Consider the following 19,590-nt stretch of genomic DNA (forward strand, 5'->3'; position numbering starts at 1 on the left):
GGCCGGGCATGGCCACCGGCGGGGGCGTCGTCGCCACCTTTCGCGGCGTCAGGCCGCCGCGGGGCGCCGCTCGGGCACCGCCGGTGCCAGTCGGCCCGTACGGTGCAGTCCGAACAGCGCGGCCGCGCAGGCCAGCCCGAGGGCGAGCAGCACGAGCCACGGGACGGCGGGCATGCCCGCTTCGCGGGCCGCGTCCAGCGAAGCGCCGGTGAGCAGGTTCCCGAGTGTGATGCCGACCCCGCAGATGGTGTTGTACAGCCCGTAGTGGGTGGCGACGAGCCGCTCCCCCGAGAGCCGGACGATGGTGTCCATCTCGAACGGGTACGCGATCATCGTGCCCAGCGCCAGCAGGAACGCGGCGAGCGCGGGCGGCACCGCCGCGAGCACCCACCGGCCGGGCCCGCCGTCCGGGACCGGCAGCGCGGTCGCCACCAGCAGCGGCAGGAAGGCCACGCCCATGAGGGCCAGCCCCCAGCCCAGGGCCCGGCCGGGCGCCATGCGGGCCTTGCACCACGCGGTCACCCGGGTCTGGCCGACGATGGTGCTGAGCCCCGAGACGGCGAAGAGCAGCGCCACCGCCGCGGTGCCGAACTCCCCTTCGCCGCCGAGCCGTCGTACCTCCAGCGGCAGCGCCAGATAGACCTGGAACGACAGCACATACGAGCCGATCATGGCGACGGAGAACAGCAGGAACGGCCGGTTGGCCAGGATCCCGCGCCACTGGGTCAGCACCCGCTCCCGGCCGGCCTGCCCCGTCGCGGCCGGGGTGTCATCGGCGCGGCGGGCGGGCAGCGCCCGGATCTGTACGACGCTCAGCAGGGCGAAGATCCCGGCCGAGACCAGGCAGGTGACCTGGAAGTCGACGCCGGTCAGCACCATGCCCACCAGCGGGCCGAGCAGGATGCCCGCCTGGTAGAAGATGTTGAACAGGGCGAACGCCTCCACCCGGCGCTCCCCAGCGTCCGCCGCCAGATAGGCCCGGACCGCCGGGTTGAACAGGGCCCCGGCGAGCCCGGTGGCCGCGGAGGCGGCCAGCAGCGCGGGCAGCGACTCCACGAGCCCGAGCGTGGCGAAACCGGCGGTGCGCAGCACACAGCCCGCCACGATCAGCGGCTTGTAGCCGAACCGGTCGGCGAGCGCGCCGCCGACCAGGAACATGCCCTGCTGGCTGAAGTTCCGTACGCCCAGGACGAGTCCGACCAGCCACCCGGCGAGCCCGAGCGTCCCGGACAGGTGGGCGGCGAGGTAGGGCATGAGCATGTAGAAGCCGAGGTTGATGGTGAACTGGTTCACCATCAACAGCTGGACGCTGCGCTCGTACGACCGCACTTGGGTGAGTGTCGCCTTCATCGGGCGGCCTCCGAGGCGACGGCCTCCGGTGCGGCGGTGGCGGCGGTGGCGGCCCGGGCGGCGAGCGGGTCGGCCACGGCGGTGCAGCGGGTCCAGCGGGACACTTCCCGCTCACCGGGGTGCCCCACCACGTCCGGTTCGGACGCGGGCGGCTGGTCCAGCAGGCCGTTGGCGGCGCAGTAGTCGTCGTTGTACACGGTGTCCAGGTACCGCTGCGGGCCGTCCGGGAAGACCGTGACGATCCGCGCGTCCACGGGGTGGGTCCGGGCCAGCCACCCGGCGACCAGCGCGACCGCGCCCACGCTCCAACCGCCGGTGGCGTAGTGCGAGGAGGCCAGTTGGCGGCAGGTCCACACCGCCTCGTGCGGGGCGACCCAGTGCACTTCGCTGAAGTTGTCGTAGGCCACGTTGCGCGGGTAGATGCTCGATCCCAGGCCGCGCATCAGCCGGGTGCGGGCGGGCTGTCCGAAGATGGTCGAGCCGATGGTGTCCACGCCGACCACTGTGATCTCGGGGTAGAGCTGGCGCAATACGCGGGAGATCCCGGCGGAGTGTCCGCCGGTGCCGACGCTGCACACCACGATGTCGATGTGGCCGAACCGGGAGGCCAGTTCGAGGGCGAGCGGGGTGTAGGCGGCGGTGTTGTCGGGGTTGTTGTACTGGTCGGGGCACCAGGAACCGGCGTCGCGGGCGAGGAGTTCGGTCACCCGCTCGCGGCGGGCCTGCTGCCACCCGCCCTCCGGATGCGGTTCGGTCACCATGTCGACCCAGGCTCCGTAGGCGGTCAGCAGCCGGGTCATGGACGGCTCCAGGCCGGGGTCGGTGACGAGGGTGACGGGGTGGCCGTACACCAGTCCGGCCAGGGCGAGGCCGAGCCCCAGCGTGCCGCTGGTCGACTCGACGATCGTGCCGCCGGGGCGCAGGTCGCCCCGGGCGCGGGCCCGTTCGACCATGTGCAGACCGGGCCGGTCCTTGATGCCGCCGGGGTTGAAGCCCTCCAGCTTGGCCCAGAAGCCGCGGCCGGCCGGGGTCAGGGGCTCGGACACCCGCAGGACGGGCGTGTTGCCGACCAGCCCGGACAGGCCGGGGGTGGTGGGGGTGGCGTCGTTGAGGGTCAGAGATCGCATCTGTCCGCTTTCGGTGGTTGATGGCTCGTCGGATGCTCATCTCGGGCACGGGCAGGTCTATATGCGCCACCGACTGGTCGAGCAGAGGGTGGATCTGACGGTCGGCGCCCGCGGGGCGGGCGTGTGCGGGCGGTCCGGATCCGCCACGGGGACCACGCCCCAGGAGGCCTCGGTCGCGGCGGAGGCGGGCAGGGCACGCGCCGACGGCTGGGCGGCCCGGCCGGACGTCTCACGGGGAGAGGGCGCGCAGTGCTCGTCGCCCGCCGGGTCGTCGGCGGAGGGCTGCGCGGCGGGCCCGGTGGCCGGGGACTGCCGCGCGTCGTACGCGGCCCGCGAACCCTCGGCGTGTTCGGCACCGGTCAGGTGGCCGAGGCAGGTGGGTCCGGTCAGCAGCAGGGCGCCCAGGACGAACGCCAGGATCCGGCGAGGCCACCACGGACCCCACGGACCCCGAGCGGCCCGGGGAGGTGGGCAGGAGACAGGAATCGGCACGGTTTCTCGGTTTCTCCGCACGGCGGCCGCCCTCCCGCCACGTGGGCGGGAGGTGGCGGACGGGAAGTGGCAAGGAAACGGAAGACGGGCGCCGGTGGGCATGGCGCGGGGCCGGAAGACCCCGGACGCGGAAGGCCGCTACGACGCCATCACGGCGCGGGACTCGTCGCGCCGGTCCGTGCTAGATGCGCAGAACCGTGGTCCGCTGGAGATCGGGCGGTGTGAAACCGGTGGCCGTAGCCGGGTGCGAGGACGGTGCGCGCCACGTGGCATCGGATACGGCACCGGCCGGGAGAGCCAGGCACGGGGCCGCCACGTCGGGACCCTGCTCCGGCTGGGCGAGGACGCATTCGTGCGTGGAGTGGGCCGACTCGTCGTCGTGATGCCCCTCCGCATCGCCGCGCTCCCCGGTCTCCGCGCTCGCCGATGCCGAGGACGCGCAGCCGGTCAGGTGGCCGGATACGGCTTCGGCGCTCACCGCGTGCATGGAGACGAAGCCGAGCAGGAGCGCGACCAGGCACAGCAGACGCAGCGGGCTCGCCACCACGCGAGCCAACTGGATACCGAAAAGCGACCGGGCCGTGACCATGCGGTGATCCTAAGCGTTTGACACGGCTACGCTGCGACACCGTTGGAAACGCGTCGTTAACAAGCCAGGCGCGGTCCGCGCAGCGCGGTGACCCTCCGGGCGGCGGGCGGAATCCCCGGCGGCGATCCGCCGGATGACCAGGCAGATCACCCTCGTCCCCGGATCGGCCGGAACATGATCCTCCACAGCGGATGGCGGGCGCACGGGTCGGCCACCCGAAGCCAGATGTTATAAATGCCGACATGAGCAATTTTGCTCGTATGGTCCGGGGCCGAATATGGGCGCTGTCACGGGCGCCGAGCCTCGCCGGACAGGTCTTCATCCTCCAGGTCCTGCTGACGCTCGTCCTCGTCTCCTTGGCGGTGACCGCGCTCGCGCTGGAGGCCCGCAGCCACGCCTCGGCGGAGGCCCGCCAGCGGTCCCTGAGCGTCGCCAGGGCGTTCGCGGGCGGCCCCGGGGTCCCCGAGGCCATGACCGGCGACCGCCCGACGTCGCTGCTCCAGCCCCGCGCCGAGGAGGTGCGCGAGCGCACCGGCGTCGACAGCGTCGTGGTCTTCGACCGGCGCGGGCTGCGCCTCACCCACCCCGAGACGGCGCTGATCGGCAAGCGCATCGTCGGCCCCGACGAGGTGGTGCGTCAGGAACTGGCCGGGAAGACGGTCGCGCGGACCTTCCGGGCGAGCCAGGGCCCCTCCGTGATCTCGGCGGTCCCCATCACCGGGGCCGACGGCACCCTGCTCGGCGGGGTGTCGGTCGGGGTCAGGATCGACAGCGTGAACAACGAGGTCCACCGCCAGCTGCCGCTGCTGTTCGGCGCCGGTGGCGCCGCCCTCGCCCTGGCGACGGCCGGGACAGCCCTGGCCAACAGGCGGCTGCGGCGGCAGACCCATGGGCTCGGACCCGCCGAGATGACGCGCATGTACACCCACCACGACGCGGTGCTCCACTCCGTCCGGGAAGGCGTGCTGATCTCGGACGCCGACGGGCGGCTGCTGCTGGTCAACGACGAGGCCCGGCGGCTGCTCCAGCTGACCGCCGAACCCGAGGGGCGGCACGCCGCCGAACTCGGCCTCGAACCGCCACTGACCCGGCTGCTGACCGCGGGGCAGCCCGTCACCGACGAGGTGCACGCCGCCGGGAACCGGCTGCTGGCCGTCAACATCCGGCCCACCGACCGGGCGGGCGGCCCCGCCGGAAGCGTGGCCACGCTGCGGGACACCACCGAACTGCGCGCACTGTCCGGCCGGGCCGAGGCGGCGAGCGAGCGGCTGCGGCTGCTGTACGACGCGGGCGTACGGATCGGCTCCACCCTGGAGCTGAGCGGCACCGCCGAGGAGCTGGTGGGGGTGACCGTCCCCCGGTACGCCGACATCGCCACCGTCGAACTGCTGGAGCCAGTACTGCGGGGCGAGGAACCGGCGACACCGCACGGCGTACTGCACCGCACGGCGGTCGGCGGCGTACCGCCCGGGCATCCCCTCTTCCGGCCGGGCGAGAAGGCCGTCCACTCACCGTCCTCGCCGCAGCGCCGGGCACTGGAGAGCGGGCAGGCCGTCCTGCACGCCGATCTGAGCGACCCCGCCGGATGGCCCGAGGGGTACGAGTGCGAGGCCCGCCGCCTGCTCGACCAGGGGATCCACTCGCTGATCGCGGTCCCGCTGCGGTTCCGCGACGTACCCCTGGGCGTGGCCACCTTCTGCCGGACGCGGCCGAGCGGGCCGTTCGACGACGAGGACCGGGTGATCGCCGGGGAGCTGGCCACGCGCACCGCCGTGTGCGTCGACAACGCGCGCCGCTACACCCGCGAGCACACCATGGTCACCACCCTGCAGCGCAACCTGCTGCCCAGCGCCCTGCCCGACCAGGACGCCGTCGAAGTGGCCTCCCACTATCTGCCCGCGCGGGCCGGGGTCGGCGGGGACTGGTTCGACGTCCTCCCGCTCCCCGGGGCGCGGGTCGCCCTGGTCGTCGGGGACGTGGCCGGGCAGGGGCTGCACGCGGCGGCCACCATGGGGCGACTGCGCACCGCGGTGCAGAACTTCTCCGCCCTGGACCTGCCGCCCGACGAGGTCCTCGCCCTCCTGGACGAGCTGGTCGCCCGGCTCGACCTGGAGCGCGAGACGGACGCCGACAGCGCGCGCATCACCGGCGCCACCTGCCTGTACGCCATCTACGACCCGGTCTCCGGCCGGTGCAGCGTGGCCCGGGCCGGGCACCCGGGCCTCGTCCTGGCCCGCGCGGACGGCACCGTACACGTCCCCGAGATCCCGGCCTCCCCGCCGCTGGGCCTGGGCGGGGAACCGTTCGAGGCGGCCGACCTGGAGGTGCCCGAGGGCAGCCGTCTGATCCTCTACACCAACGGGCTCGTCGCCAGCCACGACCGGGACCACGACACCGGTCTCGACCTCCTGTGCCGCACCCTCGCCGCCGCCCCGGAACTCAACCCCGCCCAGACCTGCCGTGAGCTGTTCGCGACCGTCCTCCCGGCGCGTCCGACCGATGACGCGGCCCTGCTGGTGGCCCGTACCCGGCTGCTCGACCCCAAGGACGTGGCCCAGTGGGAGGTGCCCACCGACCCGGCGGCGGTCGCCCCGCTGCGCGCGGCCTGCGCCGAGCGGATACGGGACTGGGGGCTGGACGATGTCGCCTTCTCCGCTGAGCTGGTCATCAGCGAACTGGTCACCAACGCGCTGCGGTACGGCGCCCCTCCCGTACGGATACGGCTGCTGCACGGGCGCAGCCTGATCTGCGAGGTGTCCGACGGCAGCAGCACCTCGCCCCATCTGAGGCGGGCCGGGGTGACCGACGAGGGCGGCCGGGGCCTGTTCCTGGTCTCCCAGCTCGCCCGGCACTGGGGCACGCGCTACACCGCGCAGGGCAAGGTCATCTGGGCCGAGCAGACGCCGCAGGGCCTCGACGGCTGACCACCCGGGCCCCGGCGGCCCACCGGCCGCTCGGAAATCACGGGATTACGAGATTACGAAGATCGCGAAGATCACAGTGAGAAGCCGCGCCTGAACCGGCGTACTGAACGGCGAGGGAAACCCACCCTCGACGCTCGTCCACGCCGGAGGTACCTCACCCGTGACCCTCACCAAAGCGCCCCCGGCCCGGGGCGGCCGCCGGGACGACGCGGACGGCCCCCGGGAGCGGCGGTTCAACTCCTCCCTCGCGCTGACCCTGTTGCTGGTCCTGGTGGTGGCGCTGCAGGGGCCGGTGCGCGGGGCGCTGTCCGCACCGGTGATGCAGAGCTGGATGACCGTGTTCGTGGCGGTCGTCGTCCAGGCCCTGCCGTTCCTCGTCCTCGGCGTGCTGCTGTCGGCCGTCATCGCGGTGTTCGTGCCCCCGTCGTTCTTCGCCCGCGCGCTGCCCGGGCGGCCCGCCCTCGCGGTGCCGGTCGCCGGGATGGCCGGGGCGGTGCTGCCCGGCTGTGAGTGCGCCTCCGTACCGGTGGCCGGGGCCCTCGTACGACGGGGTGTCACCCCGTCGGCGGCGCTGGCGTTCCTGCTGTCCGCCCCCGCGATCAACCCGGTCGTGCTGACCTCCACGGCCGTCGCGTTCCCCGGCGAACCGCGCATGGTGCTCGCCCGGTTCGTGGCGAGCCTGCTCGTGGCGTGCGCGATGGGCTGGCTGTGGCAGCGGCTGGGCCGCACCGACTGGATGCGGCCACCGGCCCACCCGTCGCTCGACGGCGCGGGCAAGGGCGCGGCGTTCTGGGGATCCATCCGCCACGATGTGATGCACGCCGGTGGCTTCCTGGTCGTGGGCGCGATGGCCGCGGCCACCCTCAAGGCCGTGGTGCCCGCGAGCTGGCTGCACACGGCGGCGGACAATCCCGTGGTGGCGATCCTCGCCCTGGGGCTCCTCGCGGTGGTGTTGTCGATCTGCTCCGAGGCCGACGCGTTCGTGGCCGCGTCGCTGTCGCAGTTCTCGCTCACCGCCCGGCTGGCGTTCCTCGTCGTCGGACCGATGATCGACCTGAAGCTGTTCGCCATGCAGGCCGGTACGTTCGGCCGCGGGTTCGCGCTGCGGTTCGCGCCCGCCACCTTCGCGGTGGCCGTCCTTGTATCGGCGCTGGTCGGGGCGGTGCTGCTGTGAACCGCCAAGCCCAGGCAGCCGTGCTGTTCCTGCTCGGCGTGGCGGTGCTGCACGCCGGGTTCACCGACCTCTATCTGCGCTACGTCAAGGCCGGGTTGCGCCCGTTGCTGCTCGCGGCCGGTGTCGTCCTGATCGCCACCGCGCTGGCCACCGTCTGGTACGAACTGCGGCAGCCGCGCGACGACCACGAGCACGACCACGAACCCGGGCACCGCGAACCACGCGTGTCCTGGCTGCTGGTGCTGCCCCTGTTCGCCCTCATCCTGGTCGCCCCGCCCGCGCTGGGCTCGTACAGCGCCATGCACACGGGCACGGCGCTGCAGCGGCAGCCCTGGGGCTTCCCCGCCCTCTCCGCACGCGGCCCGCTCACCCTCAACGTGGCCGACTACGCGGGCCGCGCGGTCTACGACCACGGCCGGTCCCTCCGCGACCGGAACATCAAGATCACCGGCTTCGTCGCCCTCGACCGCCACGGCGCGCCCTATCTCGTGCGCATGGCCCTCAACTGCTGCGCCGCCGACGCGCAGCCCGTCAAGGTCGGCCTGTCCGGGCGGACTCCCCCGGTCCTGCGGCCGGACACCTGGCTCCAGGTCACCGGCACCTACACCGGCAAACGGACGAAGGATCCGGTGGGCGGGGGTGTCATCCCGTATCTCGACGTCAGCCGCGCCACCCCGGTCCCGGCCCCGCGCGACCCGTACGACGAGAGCTGGAACGGCTGAGCCGGGCCGGGTGCGGTGAGGGCGTCAGCGTATGGCCGCGGGGAAACCCCGGATGAGGTCGGCGGCCTTCTCCGCGGCCATGATGACGGGCGCGTTGGTGTTCCCCCGCGTCACCATCGGGAACACCGACGCGTCGACGACCCGCAGCCCCTCCGTGCCGAACACCCGCAGCTCGGGGTCGACGACCGAGCCGATGGCACAGGTCGACGTCGGGTGGTAGAGGGTCTGCCCGACCCGCTGCGAGAAGGCGAGCAGGGCAGCGTCGGAGTCCGATTCCGGCACGTCGAACGGCCCGGTGGTGACCGCCGTCAGTGCGTCCTGGGCCGCGATCCGCAGGGCGATACGGACCCCCTGGACCATGCAGTACTGGTCCTCGGCGGTCATCAAGTAGTTGTGCGTGATGCGGGGTTCGGCGTCCGGGCGGGCGGAGCCCAGCGTCACCCGGCCACGGCTGGTCGGGGCGAGCACGCACGGACCCAGCGCGAAGCCGTGCTCGGTGGCGGGGCCCAGCCCCTCCTGGTGGAAGAGCACCGGCGCCATGTGGAACTGCACATCCGGTATGTCCAGTCCGTCGCGGCTGCGGAAGAAGCCACCGGCCTCGCCGATGTTGCACGTCAGCGGGCCGCGCCCCTCATTCGCCAGCAGCGCCGCGTTCTCCGGGGTCGCCGCGGTCATCAGCGATTCGACATCGGTCCGGAAGTTCAGCAGCGCCATGTAGTGGTCCTGCAGGCCCTCCCCCACCGGGAGGTCGCTCACCACGTCGAGTCCGAAGGCCGACAGCGTGGCGGCGGGCCCGATCCCGGACAGCATCAGCAGCTTCGGGGACTCGTAGGCGCCCGCGGACAGGATCACCTCGCGCTCGGCGCGGATCACCTCGACCGTGCCGCCGCGTTCCACCTCCACACCGGTGGCCCGGCCGCCCTCGATCCGCACGCGGTGGACCCGCGCCGACGAGAGCACGGTGAGGTTCGGCCGCTTCAGGACGGGGTGCAGATAGGCGACGGCCGCGCTGCAGCGCATGCCACCCCGCTGGGTCAGCTGATGCCGCCCGACGCCGAACTGCGTCGGGCCGTTGAAGTCCTCGTTACGCGGATATCCGGCCTGCACCGCGGCCTCGATGTACGCGGTGGCGAGCGGGTGGTTGGACCTGCTGTCGCTGACGGCGAGCGGCCCGCCCACCGAGTGGAACCTGTCGTCGCCGCGCTCGTTGTCCTCCGCACGCCGGAAGTACGGCAGCACCTCGGCGTACGACCAGCCGGTGGCCCCGGCGGCGGCCCAGCCGTCGTAGTCGGCGCGGTTGCCGCGCATATAGATCATCGCGTTGATCGAACTGGAGCCGCCCAGCACCTTGCCACGGGGCAGATAGGTTCGCCGGCCGCCGAGCCCCGGTTCCGGGCCCGTGTGGAGGTCCCAGTCGACCTCGCTCTTGAACAACTGCGGGAAGGCGGCGGGCGTGTGGATCTCCTGCGCCGTGTCCGGGCCTCCCGCCTCGATCAACGCCACCCGGACTTCGGGGTCCTCCGACAACCTGGCCGCCAGCACGCATCCCGCGGATCCGGCGCCGACGATGACGTAGTCGTGAGTGTTCATCCGATTTCCTTTGACCGAGACTGCGCGGACCGTGCGCGAACCATTGTGCTGGTGTCCAGCATGTGCGGCCCAGCCAGGTAGATCTGACGCCAGATCAGGACGTCCGGGCTTCTTGCCCATAAAGTCCCCCGCTGCCACACTCATGCGCGGTAAGCGCTTACTGGAATAAGTACACGTACTCATCCCCGTTCGGGATTTCGAGATGCGGAGAAGTCAGTGAGCCGACACAGTCGCAGGCACGTGCTACGGACCGGTCTCGGCGCGGCGGCCGCGTCGACGGCACTGGGCGCGGGCGGCGGCGCCGCCCCAGCCGCGGCGGCCACCACCGACACCCTCGCGGGGGCGGGCGCGCAGGCCGCCCGGGCGCGGGGCCGACTGCCCTGGGTGGCCGACCTGGGAGACGGCCGCTATCAGAACCCGGTGCTCAACGCCGACTGGTCCGACCCCGACGCGATCCGGGTGGGCGACCACTTCTATCTGGTCGCCTCCACCTTCAACCGGGTGCCCGGACTGCCCGTCCTGCGCTCCACCGACCTGGTCAACTGGACGGTCATCGGGCACGCCCTGACCGAGTTGCTGCCCGAGGACCACTTCAGCGAGCCACGGCACGGCCAAGGGGTGTGGGCCCCGGCCCTGCGCCACCACGACGGCAAGTTCTGGATCTTCTACCCGGACCCGGACTTCGGGATCTTCGTGGTCACCGCCACCGATCCGCGCGGCCCGTGGAGCACACCGCATCCGCTCAAGCCGGGCAAGGGCTTCATCGATCCGTGCCCCCTGTGGGACGACGACGGGCAGGCCTATCTGATCCACGCCTGGGCCAAGAGCCGCAGCGGCATCAACAACCGGCTGACCCTGCACCGGATGAGCCCGGACGGGACCACCCTGCTCGACGAGGGCCACATCGTCGTCAACGGCGACGAACTGCCCGGCTACACCACGCTGGAGGGGCCGAAACTCTACAAGCGGGACGGCTGGTACTGGATCTTCGCTCCGGCCGGAGGCGTCACCCAGGGCTGGCAGTCGGCGTTCCGCTCCCGTTCCGTCCAGGGCCCGTACGAGGACCGCATCGTGCTCGCCCAGGGCGACACCCCCGTCAACGGACCACACCAGGGCGCGTGGGTGAGCACACCGGGCGGTGAGGACTGGTTCCTGCACTTCCAGGACCGCGGCGCTTACGGGCGGGTGGTGCACCTCCAGCCGATGCGGTGGTGCTCCGACGGCTGGCCGGTGATGGGCCACGACGACGGCAGCGGGCGGGGCACCCCGGTGCCGGTGCACACCAAGCCACGGGTCCACGGCCGTACGAAGGTGACGGCACCGGCCAGCGGTGACGAGTTCACCGGGCCGGAGCTGGGGAAGCAGTGGAGCTGGCAGGCGAACGCCGACCCGGCCTGGTGGTCCTTCCGCCACTTCCCCCGCCGCCTCGCGCTGGCCTGCCGCCCCAGCCCGGTCAGCCATGATCTGCGGCTGCTGCCCAACGTGCTGGGCCAGCGGCTGCCCGCCGAATCCTTCACCGCGACCACCTCGATGAGGCTGTCCACCGCGAGCGCGGACGCCCGCGCCGGGCTGGTGATGCTGGGCGACACGTACCGCTGGGCGGGGCTGCGCCACGACGGGGCGCGGATCGTCCTGGTGTGCCGCACCGCGGAGGAGGACGCCGCCGAGGTGGACGCCGCGCCACCGGTGCCGCTGGGGAGCGGGCGCGCCACGGTGCGGCTGCGGGTGACCGTGGGCCCCGGAGCGGCGTGCCGTTTCGCGGCCGACCCGGACGGCCGGGGATTCGTACCGCTCGGCCCGCCGTTCACGGCGACCGCGGGCACATGGATCGGGGCGACCGTGGGGCTCTTCGCCACCGGGCCGGTGGGCGGGGCAACCCGGCTCGGTGCGGCGGAATTCGACTGGTTCCGGGTGGGCCCGGCCCTCTGACTCCCGGCCCTGGCGGGCCTGCTCATTCCCGGCCGTTTTCGGCCACCTCCCGTTAACCCGAGCACGGCTCGGCCGCCCCTGGCGGTCGAGCCGCTTGGCACATTTTTTCTTGAGAAACAGGAGGCCAGCCCGGGGAGGCGGCAGAGAAGTCAATCAATTGGCCGCAAGGGGAAGCCGAGACGGCCGAGACCTGCGACGCTGTCTGGATGCAAACCCTTTACAGAAGACTGCTGAATGTGCTTCCCCGGATCGGTGTGCAGGTGCTCGACCTCGGCTCGGGCACCGCGGTGCTCTCCCGGCGCGGCAAGCGGAAGCGCGTCGCCGTGGGCCGGGACGCCGATCTGGTGACACGCGGCGGCGGCCGCTTCGCGGTGACGCGGGTGCGACCGGATACCTGGGTGGTGGCCCGCGGCCGCGGCGACCCGCCGGACACGTGGACGAACGTCCGGCTCGGTGACACCGGCGCCCATCTGCTCTTCGACGCGAAGGCCTCCGACGAACGCTCGCTCCAGCTGGCGGCCGCCGCGTATCTGTGCGGCCACCATGTGGCCGGGCTGCTGGAGAAGTACGAGGTGAACTGCGTCTTCGACGTGGGTGCCAACGCCGGTCAGTACGGCAGGCGGCTGCGAAGCCTCGGCTATACCGGCAGAATCGTTTCCTTCGAGCCAACCGACGAGGCGTTCGCCAAGCTGGAGAAGGCCGCCGAGAACGATCCCGAGTGGTGGGTGTTCCCCTTCGCCCTCGGGCGCGAGGAGTCCAGCCAGTCCATGCACGTGGGCTGGGCCACCATGAACTCCCTGCTCCCCGCCAGCGATTACGGCAAGGACCGCTACCGCCGGTTCGCGAAGGACCGTACGGAGGAGATCGAGATCCGCAGGCTGGACAGCGTGCTGGACAAGGCGCTGGCCGGGCTCTCCGATCCCCGCCCCTATCTGAAGATGGACACGCAAGGGTACGACCTGGAGGTGTTCGCGGGCGCCGGTGACCGGATCAAGGAGTTCGTGGGATTGCAGTCGGAGGTCGCGGTGCTGCGGCTCTACGAGGGAAGCCCGCCGATGAGTGAGGCCGTCGCCGTGTACGAGGACAACGGCTTCGGGATCACGGGCATGTACCCGGTGACGCGCGAGGACACGACGGGACGCGTGGTGGAGTTCGACTGCGTGATGATGCGCGCTGACGCCGCCCCCAAGTGAAGACAACACCCGTACGGGGCCGGTGCGTCCGGCCCCGTACGGGCAACGTGGGCCGCGCACGGCGCGTCGCATAGGGTGACATCGTGAGGAAGTCGATATCACCGCCGGCACTGCCCGCCGGCAACCCTTATGGCGCGGTTCCCGGTACGGGGTACGGAACGGCGCGGCCCGTGGCCGATCCGCCACCGCTGCCGGGGTATCCCCTCCGCCCCGCCCCGTCGGCGCGCCAGGCCGGGCCGGAGGCCCCGTATGCCGCGCCGGAGCAGCTCGCCTGCCAGATGTGCGGCGGGTCGCCCGCGGCCCAGATGGCGATCCGTCACCACCAGGGCCTGGTCCTCTTCATGCTGTTCCGGAAGCGGAAGGGACACTTCTGCCGGACCTGTGGCACGGCGCTGCTCCGTAAGCACACCGCCATGACGCTGTGGCAGGGGTGGTGGCATCCGCTGTCCGCGCTGCTGTTCAACCCCGTCACCCTCCTGCTGAACTGGCGGGTCCACTCAAAGATCGAGGGCCTGCCGGGCCCCGGCCCCGACCCCTTCGCCTCCCGGCTCGCCCCCGGCAAACCCCTCTTCCTCCGTCCGGGCGCCCTCATCGGGCTGCCGCCCGCCGCGTTCGTCGCGTACATCCTGGCCATGGTGATCGCGGGGTGACGCACGGCGGACCGGAAGGGCTCGGTAGAGTCCTGTGGCATGGGTGACGGGGAGGGAATCGCGGTCGGCCGGACGGAATACCAGGCGCCGCCCGCATGGCAGGCGCCGGGTGCGGTCGAGCGGACGCTGTACGAGGCCAAGCTGCGCGGCGACTGGCCCGCGTTCTTCGATGCGCTGGCCGAGGCGGATCTCTTCTTCGCCGACTCCGTCGCCAAGATCGAAGCCCATCCGGGAACACATCTGTTCACGTCCTACTGGTACTCCCAGGTCCGGACCAACTGTCTGCCCCTCCTCACCGAGGGCATGCTGCCCGCTCCCGATGCGGAGACCGCCTTCTGCCGCACCTCCCTGGACTGGCTCGCGGACGGGTGGCAGGACAGCGCCGTCTCATGGATCGTGATCAACCCGGGAAGTCCGTGCGAGGTGTTCTTCCCCGCGACACCGGCCCATCGCACCCTGTGGCAGCAGCATGTGCGGCGCATCGAGCAATCCGACTGCGATCACTCGCACCAGCACATGCGGTTGCGCGCCGTGGAGGGAGACATGGCGGCCTCGGGAGCGCTGGGGCACGGGCTGGGGCTGATCGGGCTGCTGTCCGTCAGCAACGGTGATCTGTGGAACACCAGGGCCTACCACGGCACGGGCTACACCGGGGAGAAGAGGCGCCTCAAGGAGTGGTGGGGCATCACCAGCCGCGAGGAGTGGCGCAGCTGCGAGGAGCGGCTGCTGGACGCGGAACTGGTCAGCGGCGTCTGGGAGTTCGTGCTCGGCGTCCGGCGGGCGCTGTCCCGGGAGTTCGGCGGCCATGTCGAGGTGGACCAGTGGCGGCAGGCGGCCGAGCAGGTGCTGCGGCGGGGCTCCGAGGAGACCGAATACCGGCTGAGTGCCGACGGGGTGACCAAGGTCGGCCCCCGCGACAGCGCCGATGTGACGGCGCAGATCGCGGGAGTGCAGCGGCTCATCGGCCGTATCGCCCGCTACGAGAAGCGGTTCCGGGCCGACGGTCTGCTGGCGGAGGGGAAGTTCATCCCCACCGTGGAGGCGTGGGACTACGGGCGGGCCGTCGGAATGGCCCGCTGGGGACTGGGTGCCCGCTACTGCGACCAGCGAGAGGCTGAGAACGCGATCCTCCGTGCCAGCAGGCTCGGCCGGGCCAACTACCGCTCCTGGGAAGAGTTCTCCGCGTCGTACATTCTGGGCCGCTGCCTCCACTTCGACGAAGAGGAATTCGGCAGCTGGTACCAGGACATGCTGGAAGCGCATCGCATCCTCACCACCGACCCCACCAGCCCCTGGCTCACGATCCCCTGGAAGCCGTGAGCGGTCAGCTGGACAGGCCCAGCTTGCGGCGCAGGCCCGCCGCCTTGGACTCGGTGTCGCGGGCGACGCGGGCGCGCAGGGCCAGCAGGTAGTTCTCGCGCGTCCGCATGATGTGCGCCTTCAGGATCTCCTCGAGTTCGTCCGTACGGCCCGCGGCGAAGATCTCGATGATCCGCCGGTGCTCCTGGAAGGAGCGCGCCGGTTCGGTCGTGGCGAGGAAGGTGAGGTGGACGCGGAGGGCCGAGACGCGGGCCAGGCTCATCTGGTAGGCGTCGCTCAGGTAGCGGTTGCCGCAGTGGGCGAAGAACGCCTCGTGGAAGGCGGTGTCGGCGGTGCCGTACGCCTTGGTGTCGTTGGCCGCCAGGGCGTCGGTCATGGCCTCGACGGCCCGGCGCATGGCGGCGAGGGTGGCGTCGGGGTTGCGTTCTAGGGCGAGCTGGGCGGCGCGGATCTCCAGGGTGGTGCGGTATTCGCACAGCTCGAAGATCTCGTCCTCGGTGGGCTGGAAGACATACGTGCCGGACTTCGGCACGATCTCGACCAGGCCTTGGAGCTGCAGCATGCGCAGGGCCTCGCGGACCGGGGTGCGGCTCACCCCGAGGGCGGAGGCGAGGCCGTCCTCGGAGAGCGCCTCGCCGAGGTCGAACTCGCCGTCCACGATGGCCGCGCGCAGACGGCGTGCCACCTCGGAGGCCAGCGACGAGGACCGTCCGCCGCCCGTCGTGCGTGCCATGCCCCTCCCAGCGCGTATGTCCATCGGTATGTCCATGGGTATCCCGAACTTACCGTAGTTGTCGTATCGCCGGATCCGGTCCTGGCTGGGTGAGGGCGAGGCGGGCGGTGCGGTGGGCGGCCATGCGGACGGGGGCGTTGGCGGCGCCGTAGCCGGTGTAGCGGCCGAGGCGCTGGACGAGTTCGAAGAACACCGCGCCGCCCAGGATCTCCGTATAGCAGTGGAGGAACGCGCCGTCGGCGTCGCGGTCGTAGAAGATGCCCAGCTCGCGGAGGTCGGTGAGGAGCGCGGGGTCGGGGCCGAGCCGGGCGTCGAGGTCGTCGTAGTAGTTGTCCGGGACGGCCAGCAGGGGCGCGCCGCGGTCGCGTACGGCACGGGCGGTGGCCACGATGTCGTCGGTGGCGAACGCGATGTGCTGGGGGCTGGCCACCGGCGGCGCCCAGTCGCCCCGGCGCAGCAGGGTGACCGACAGCGCGATGCGGAGCCGCTCGGCGGGGTCGGTGAAGGCCCGGCTGCGGACCAGGCCGAAGGGGGCGGCGTATTCGGCGGTGGGCTGCGGGGTGAGGCCGAGGACGGCGCGGTAGAAGAGGGTGGCCTCGTCGTAGTGGTCGAACGGCTGGGTCAGCGCGATGTGGTCGATACGGGTGACACCCGCGCCGGGCCGGTCGGGTGGCGTGGCTCCGGGGTGGTCCGGTGGCGCCGCGGCGGGTGTGAAGTCGGCCAGCCAGTCGTCGCCGGTGCCGCAGAAGAAGACCTCGGTGCCGTCCGGGGCGGCGACGGCGGCGAGGTCGGCCTCGGCCGGGCCCCGGGTGCGCGGCAGGACCGGTGCGAGCAGTGCCTCGGCGCGCGCGGCCGAGGCGTGCGGGTCGGCGGTGTGGAGGCCCAGCGCGCTGATGGCGCCGCCGGGGCGGGTGGCGCCGGTGTTGAGGAGCAGCCGGGCCTCGCCCTGGGTCCACAGCTGGACGGGTTTGGTGCGGTGGTGGCCGGTGTGGACGAAGCCGAGCCCGGCGAGCGCCTGGGCGATCAGCGGCCCGGATTCCGTGTCGACGGCGACCTCGGCGAACGCCACGCCGGTGGGCGCCGAGGCGGCCGGTACGGCGGGCACGGCGCCCGTCGTACGCCCGTCCGCGTGGCGGGCGGTGGCGTCCCGCAGCGCGAGCAGCGAGCGGTGGGCGTCGATGGCCGTGCGGCCCGGGTCGGCCTGCCGGAAGACATCGTTGAACACTTCCAGCGACAGGGGTCCCCGGTAGCCCGCGGCCAGCACATGGGTGAGGAACGCGGACAGGTCCCAGGCGCCCTGGCCGGGGAAGAGCCGGTGGTGGCGGCTCCACTGGAGGACGTCCATGTCCAGGTGGGGCGCGTCGGCGAGCTGGAGGAAGAACAGCTTCTCGGCCGGGATGTCGCGGATGCCCGCCGGGTCCGAGCCCCGGGAGAGGATGTGGAAGCTGTCCAGGCACAGCCCGAGCGCCGGGTGGTCGGCGCGGGCGGCCACGTCGAGGGACGCCTCGTAGGTGTTGATGTGGGCGCCCCAGGCGAGGGCTTCGTAGGCGATGCGTATGCCGTGTGCGGCGGCGCGTTCGGCCGCCGTGTGCAGCTGCCCGGCGAGCAGGTCGGGATCCGGGACCGCGTCCGGGGAGACCGAGGAGCACACCAGCAGGGTGTCGGTGCCGAGCGCCCGCATGACCTCCAGCTTCCGCTCCAGCCGGGTGAGGTTGGCGGCGAAGCGGTCCGGCGAGGTGGAATCGAGGTCGCGGAAGGGCTGGTAGAGGTCGATGGACAGGCCGAGATCGGCGCAGCGGGCCCGGATCGCGGCGGGGGCGAGCGGGGAGGCGACGAGGTCGGGTTCGAAGATCTCCACCCCGGCGAATCCGGCGTCCGCCGCGGCGGTGAGCTTGTCGTCCAGGGTTCCCGACAGGCAGACCGTGGCCACCGCTGTACGGGTCATATGGTTCGTCCTCCTGCGGGCTTCACATCGTGGTTGACCAGGTACGTGGGCAGCCGCCCCTGGGCGACGTCTACCACATTGCGGGCCGTCTTCGTGCGGATCTCGATCTCGGAGTCCTCCGAGTACCAGGCGGTGTGCGGGGTGAGGACCACGTTCTCGCAGTGCGCCAGGGGGCTGTCGGGGCCGATGGGCTCGTGGGCGAAGACGTCCAGCGCGGCGCCCGCGATACGTCCCGAGCGCAGCGCCTCGATGAGCGCGGCCTCGTCCACCACCGGGCCGCGCGCGGTGTTGACCAGGCAGGCGGTGGGCTTCATGGCGGCGAACTGCCCGGGCCCGAGCATCCCTTGGGTACGCTCCGTCAGCGGGGCGTGCACGGACACCACATCGGCCTCGCGGCAGAGGGTGTCGAGGTCCACGAGCCGGACGCCGAGCGCCGCCGCCCGGGAGGTGTCCGGATAGGGGTCGTGGGCGAGGAGGGTCATCCCGAAGCCGCTCATCTTCTCGGCGAGCCGCTGCGGGATGCGGCCGAATCCCACGAGCCCGAGGGTGCGGCCGCGCAGCCGCCGCAGGGGTTTCGCGACGGTGTAGTCCCAGGTGCCCCGGCGGATGGCGGCGTCGTAGCGGTGCAGCCCCCGGGCGAGGGTGAGGATCTGGGCGGCGGCGTGGTCGGACACCTCCTCCAGGGAGCCGTCCGGCACGTTGGCGACGGCGATGCCCGCTTCGGTGGCGGCCGGGACGTCGATGGTGTTGAGCCCGATGCCATAGCGGGAGATCACCTGGCAGCGGGTCAGGTTGCGGATGACCTTGGCCGTGACGGGGGCGTACTGGTTGATCACGGCGTCGGCGTCGGCGCAGATCTCGATCAGCTCGTCCTCGGTGCGGGCCTGGGCGGGGACGAGGGTGAGTCCTGCCCCTTCCAGGACCCGCCGCTCGGGCTCCAGGTCGGCGAATTCGTAGTCGGTGACGACCACGGTGAACATGATGGCGCTCAGCTCCCGAAGCGGTGGTCGAGGTCCTGGTGGAAGCCGAGGTCGACGAGGTCGCAGAACTCGGCGTAGGTGTGCTGGGCCGGGCCGCCCGCCGGGGTTCCGGCGGTGCGCAGGTGGTCCAGTGCGTCGGCGACCGCGCGGGTGGCGGTGAACAGCGCCGTGACCGCGTAGAAGACGATGGAGAATCCCATGTCGGCCAGGTCGGTGGCGGTGAGCCGGGTGGTCTCGTTGCCGTCCACGATGGAGACCACCTTGGGTCCCTCGACGGCCTTGGCGACGGCCTCCACCTCGCCGACGCGTTTGATGCCGTCGACGAAGACCAGGTCGGCGCCCGCGTCCCGGTAGCGGTTGGCGCGGCGTACCGCCTCGTCGATCCCGGCGGCGGGCAGGGCGTCGGTGCGCCCGATGACCAGCAGGTCGTCGGTGCCACGGGCCTCGACGGCACAGGCGATCCGGGCGGCGCTCTCGTCCTCGTCCATCAGCCGGATGCCGCTCATCTGGCCGCACCGCTTGGGCGCCACCTGGTCCTCCAGGTGGATGGCCGCCACCTGGGCCTGGATGTATTCGCGCACGGTGCGGTGGATGTTGGAGGGGCCGCCGTAGCCGGTGTCGGCGTCCGCGATGACCGGGATGGACACGGCGCGGGTCATGTTGCGGGCGTGTTCGGTCATCTCGGTCTGGGTGAGCAGCCCGATGTCGGGGGTGCCCAGACGGCTGGCGGTGGCGCCGAAGCCGGTCAGGTAGACGGCCGGGAAACCGGCGGCCTGGACGAGGCGGGCCGTGGCCGAGTCGGGCGCGCCCGGGGCCTGGACGATGCCGGGGCCGTCCAGCAGGGTCGTGAGTGACCTGGCGGCTGACACGGT

Annotated in this window: 16 protein-coding genes; 7 read left to right on the forward strand and 9 right to left on the reverse strand. The window is 72.2% G+C overall.

Annotation, left to right across the window (positions count from 1 at the left end):
• Positions 1-48 precede the first annotated feature (48 nt).
• The 4 genes from ACFV9T_RS22120 to ACFV9T_RS22135 form a co-directional block, all read right to left on the reverse strand.
• The gene (locus ACFV9T_RS22120) at positions 49-1,350 is read right to left on the reverse strand and encodes an MFS transporter (protein WP_385442932.1); all 1,302 of its coding nucleotides are present in this window, start codon (positions 1,348-1,350) and stop codon (positions 49-51) included.
• Positions 1,347-2,477, reverse strand: coding sequence for a PLP-dependent cysteine synthase family protein (locus ACFV9T_RS22125; protein WP_385442933.1), 1,131 nt, complete (start codon positions 2,475-2,477; stop codon positions 1,347-1,349). The genes ACFV9T_RS22120 and ACFV9T_RS22125 overlap by 4 nt, the downstream gene beginning before the upstream one ends.
• A 57-nt stretch (positions 2,478-2,534) precedes the next feature.
• On the reverse strand, positions 2,535-2,969 hold the full coding sequence (locus tag ACFV9T_RS22130; protein WP_385442934.1) for a hypothetical protein: 435 nt from the start codon (positions 2,967-2,969) through the stop codon (positions 2,535-2,537).
• Positions 2,970-3,150: 181 nt separating this feature from the next.
• Positions 3,151-3,558 (reverse strand): DUF6153 family protein, encoded by a 408-nt coding sequence (locus ACFV9T_RS22135; protein ID WP_385442936.1) that lies wholly within the window; start codon positions 3,556-3,558, stop codon positions 3,151-3,153.
• 242 nt (positions 3,559-3,800) lie between these two features.
• On the opposite strand from ACFV9T_RS22135, the gene ACFV9T_RS22140 reads away from it, so the two are divergent.
• From ACFV9T_RS22140 to ACFV9T_RS22150, 3 genes are all read left to right on the forward strand, one after another.
• A complete protein-coding gene (locus tag ACFV9T_RS22140; RefSeq protein ID WP_385442938.1) occupies positions 3,801-6,482 on the forward strand; it encodes a SpoIIE family protein phosphatase in 2,682 nt (893 codons plus the stop codon).
• 160 nt (positions 6,483-6,642) lie between these two features.
• Positions 6,643-7,656, forward strand: coding sequence for a permease (locus ACFV9T_RS22145; protein WP_385442940.1), 1,014 nt, complete (start codon positions 6,643-6,645; stop codon positions 7,654-7,656).
• Positions 7,653-8,378 (forward strand): TIGR03943 family putative permease subunit, encoded by a 726-nt coding sequence (locus tag ACFV9T_RS22150; protein WP_385442942.1) that lies wholly within the window; start codon positions 7,653-7,655, stop codon positions 8,376-8,378. Before ACFV9T_RS22145 ends, ACFV9T_RS22150 begins: the two co-directional genes overlap by 4 nt.
• 24 nt (positions 8,379-8,402) lie before the next feature.
• Here ACFV9T_RS22150 and ACFV9T_RS22155 read toward each other — a convergent pair whose 3' ends face one another.
• Complete coding sequence (locus ACFV9T_RS22155) at positions 8,403-9,968, reverse strand: GMC family oxidoreductase (protein ID WP_385442943.1); 1,566 nt, start codon at positions 9,966-9,968, stop codon at positions 8,403-8,405.
• Between the two features lie 384 nt (positions 9,969-10,352).
• On the opposite strand from ACFV9T_RS22155, the gene ACFV9T_RS22160 reads away from it, so the two are divergent.
• The 4 genes from ACFV9T_RS22160 (at position 10,353) to ACFV9T_RS22175 (ending at position 15,060) form a co-directional block, all read left to right on the forward strand.
• A complete protein-coding gene (locus tag ACFV9T_RS22160; RefSeq protein ID WP_385443115.1) occupies positions 10,353-11,897 on the forward strand; it encodes a glycoside hydrolase 43 family protein in 1,545 nt (514 codons plus the stop codon).
• Between the two features lie 206 nt (positions 11,898-12,103).
• A complete protein-coding gene (locus ACFV9T_RS22165) occupies positions 12,104-13,090 on the forward strand; it encodes an FkbM family methyltransferase (protein WP_385442945.1) in 987 nt (328 codons plus the stop codon).
• 170 nt (positions 13,091-13,260) lie between these two features.
• Positions 13,261-13,740, forward strand: a complete 480-nt coding sequence (locus ACFV9T_RS22170) for a hypothetical protein (protein ID WP_385442947.1) — start codon at positions 13,261-13,263, stop codon at positions 13,738-13,740.
• Between the two features lie 39 nt (positions 13,741-13,779).
• Complete coding sequence (locus ACFV9T_RS22175; RefSeq protein ID WP_385442949.1) at positions 13,780-15,060, forward strand: DUF1266 domain-containing protein; 1,281 nt, start codon at positions 13,780-13,782, stop codon at positions 15,058-15,060.
• A 4-nt stretch (positions 15,061-15,064) separates the two neighbouring features.
• Here ACFV9T_RS22175 and ACFV9T_RS22180 read toward each other — a convergent pair whose 3' ends face one another.
• From ACFV9T_RS22180 to ACFV9T_RS22195, 4 genes are read right to left on the reverse strand one after another with little or no spacing between them, the layout of a single operon-like run.
• Complete coding sequence (locus ACFV9T_RS22180; protein WP_385442951.1) at positions 15,065-15,793, reverse strand: GntR family transcriptional regulator; 729 nt, start codon at positions 15,791-15,793, stop codon at positions 15,065-15,067.
• A gap of 49 nt (positions 15,794-15,842) precedes the next feature.
• On the reverse strand, positions 15,843-17,738 hold the full coding sequence (locus ACFV9T_RS22185) for a bifunctional sugar phosphate isomerase/epimerase/4-hydroxyphenylpyruvate dioxygenase family protein (protein WP_385442954.1): 1,896 nt from the start codon (positions 17,736-17,738) through the stop codon (positions 15,843-15,845).
• A complete protein-coding gene (locus ACFV9T_RS22190) occupies positions 17,735-18,718 on the reverse strand; it encodes a C-terminal binding protein (RefSeq protein WP_385442956.1) in 984 nt (327 codons plus the stop codon). Before ACFV9T_RS22190 ends, ACFV9T_RS22185 begins: the two co-directional genes overlap by 4 nt.
• Positions 18,719-18,726: 8 nt before the next feature.
• The gene (locus tag ACFV9T_RS22195; RefSeq protein ID WP_385442957.1) at positions 18,727-19,587 is read right to left on the reverse strand and encodes an oxaloacetate decarboxylase; all 861 of its coding nucleotides are present in this window, start codon (positions 19,585-19,587) and stop codon (positions 18,727-18,729) included.
• Positions 19,588-19,590: the final 3 nt, after the last annotated feature.

Source organism: Streptomyces sp. NPDC059850 (assembly GCF_042731515.1).
Lineage (GTDB): Bacteria > Actinomycetota > Actinomycetes > Streptomycetales > Streptomycetaceae > Streptomyces.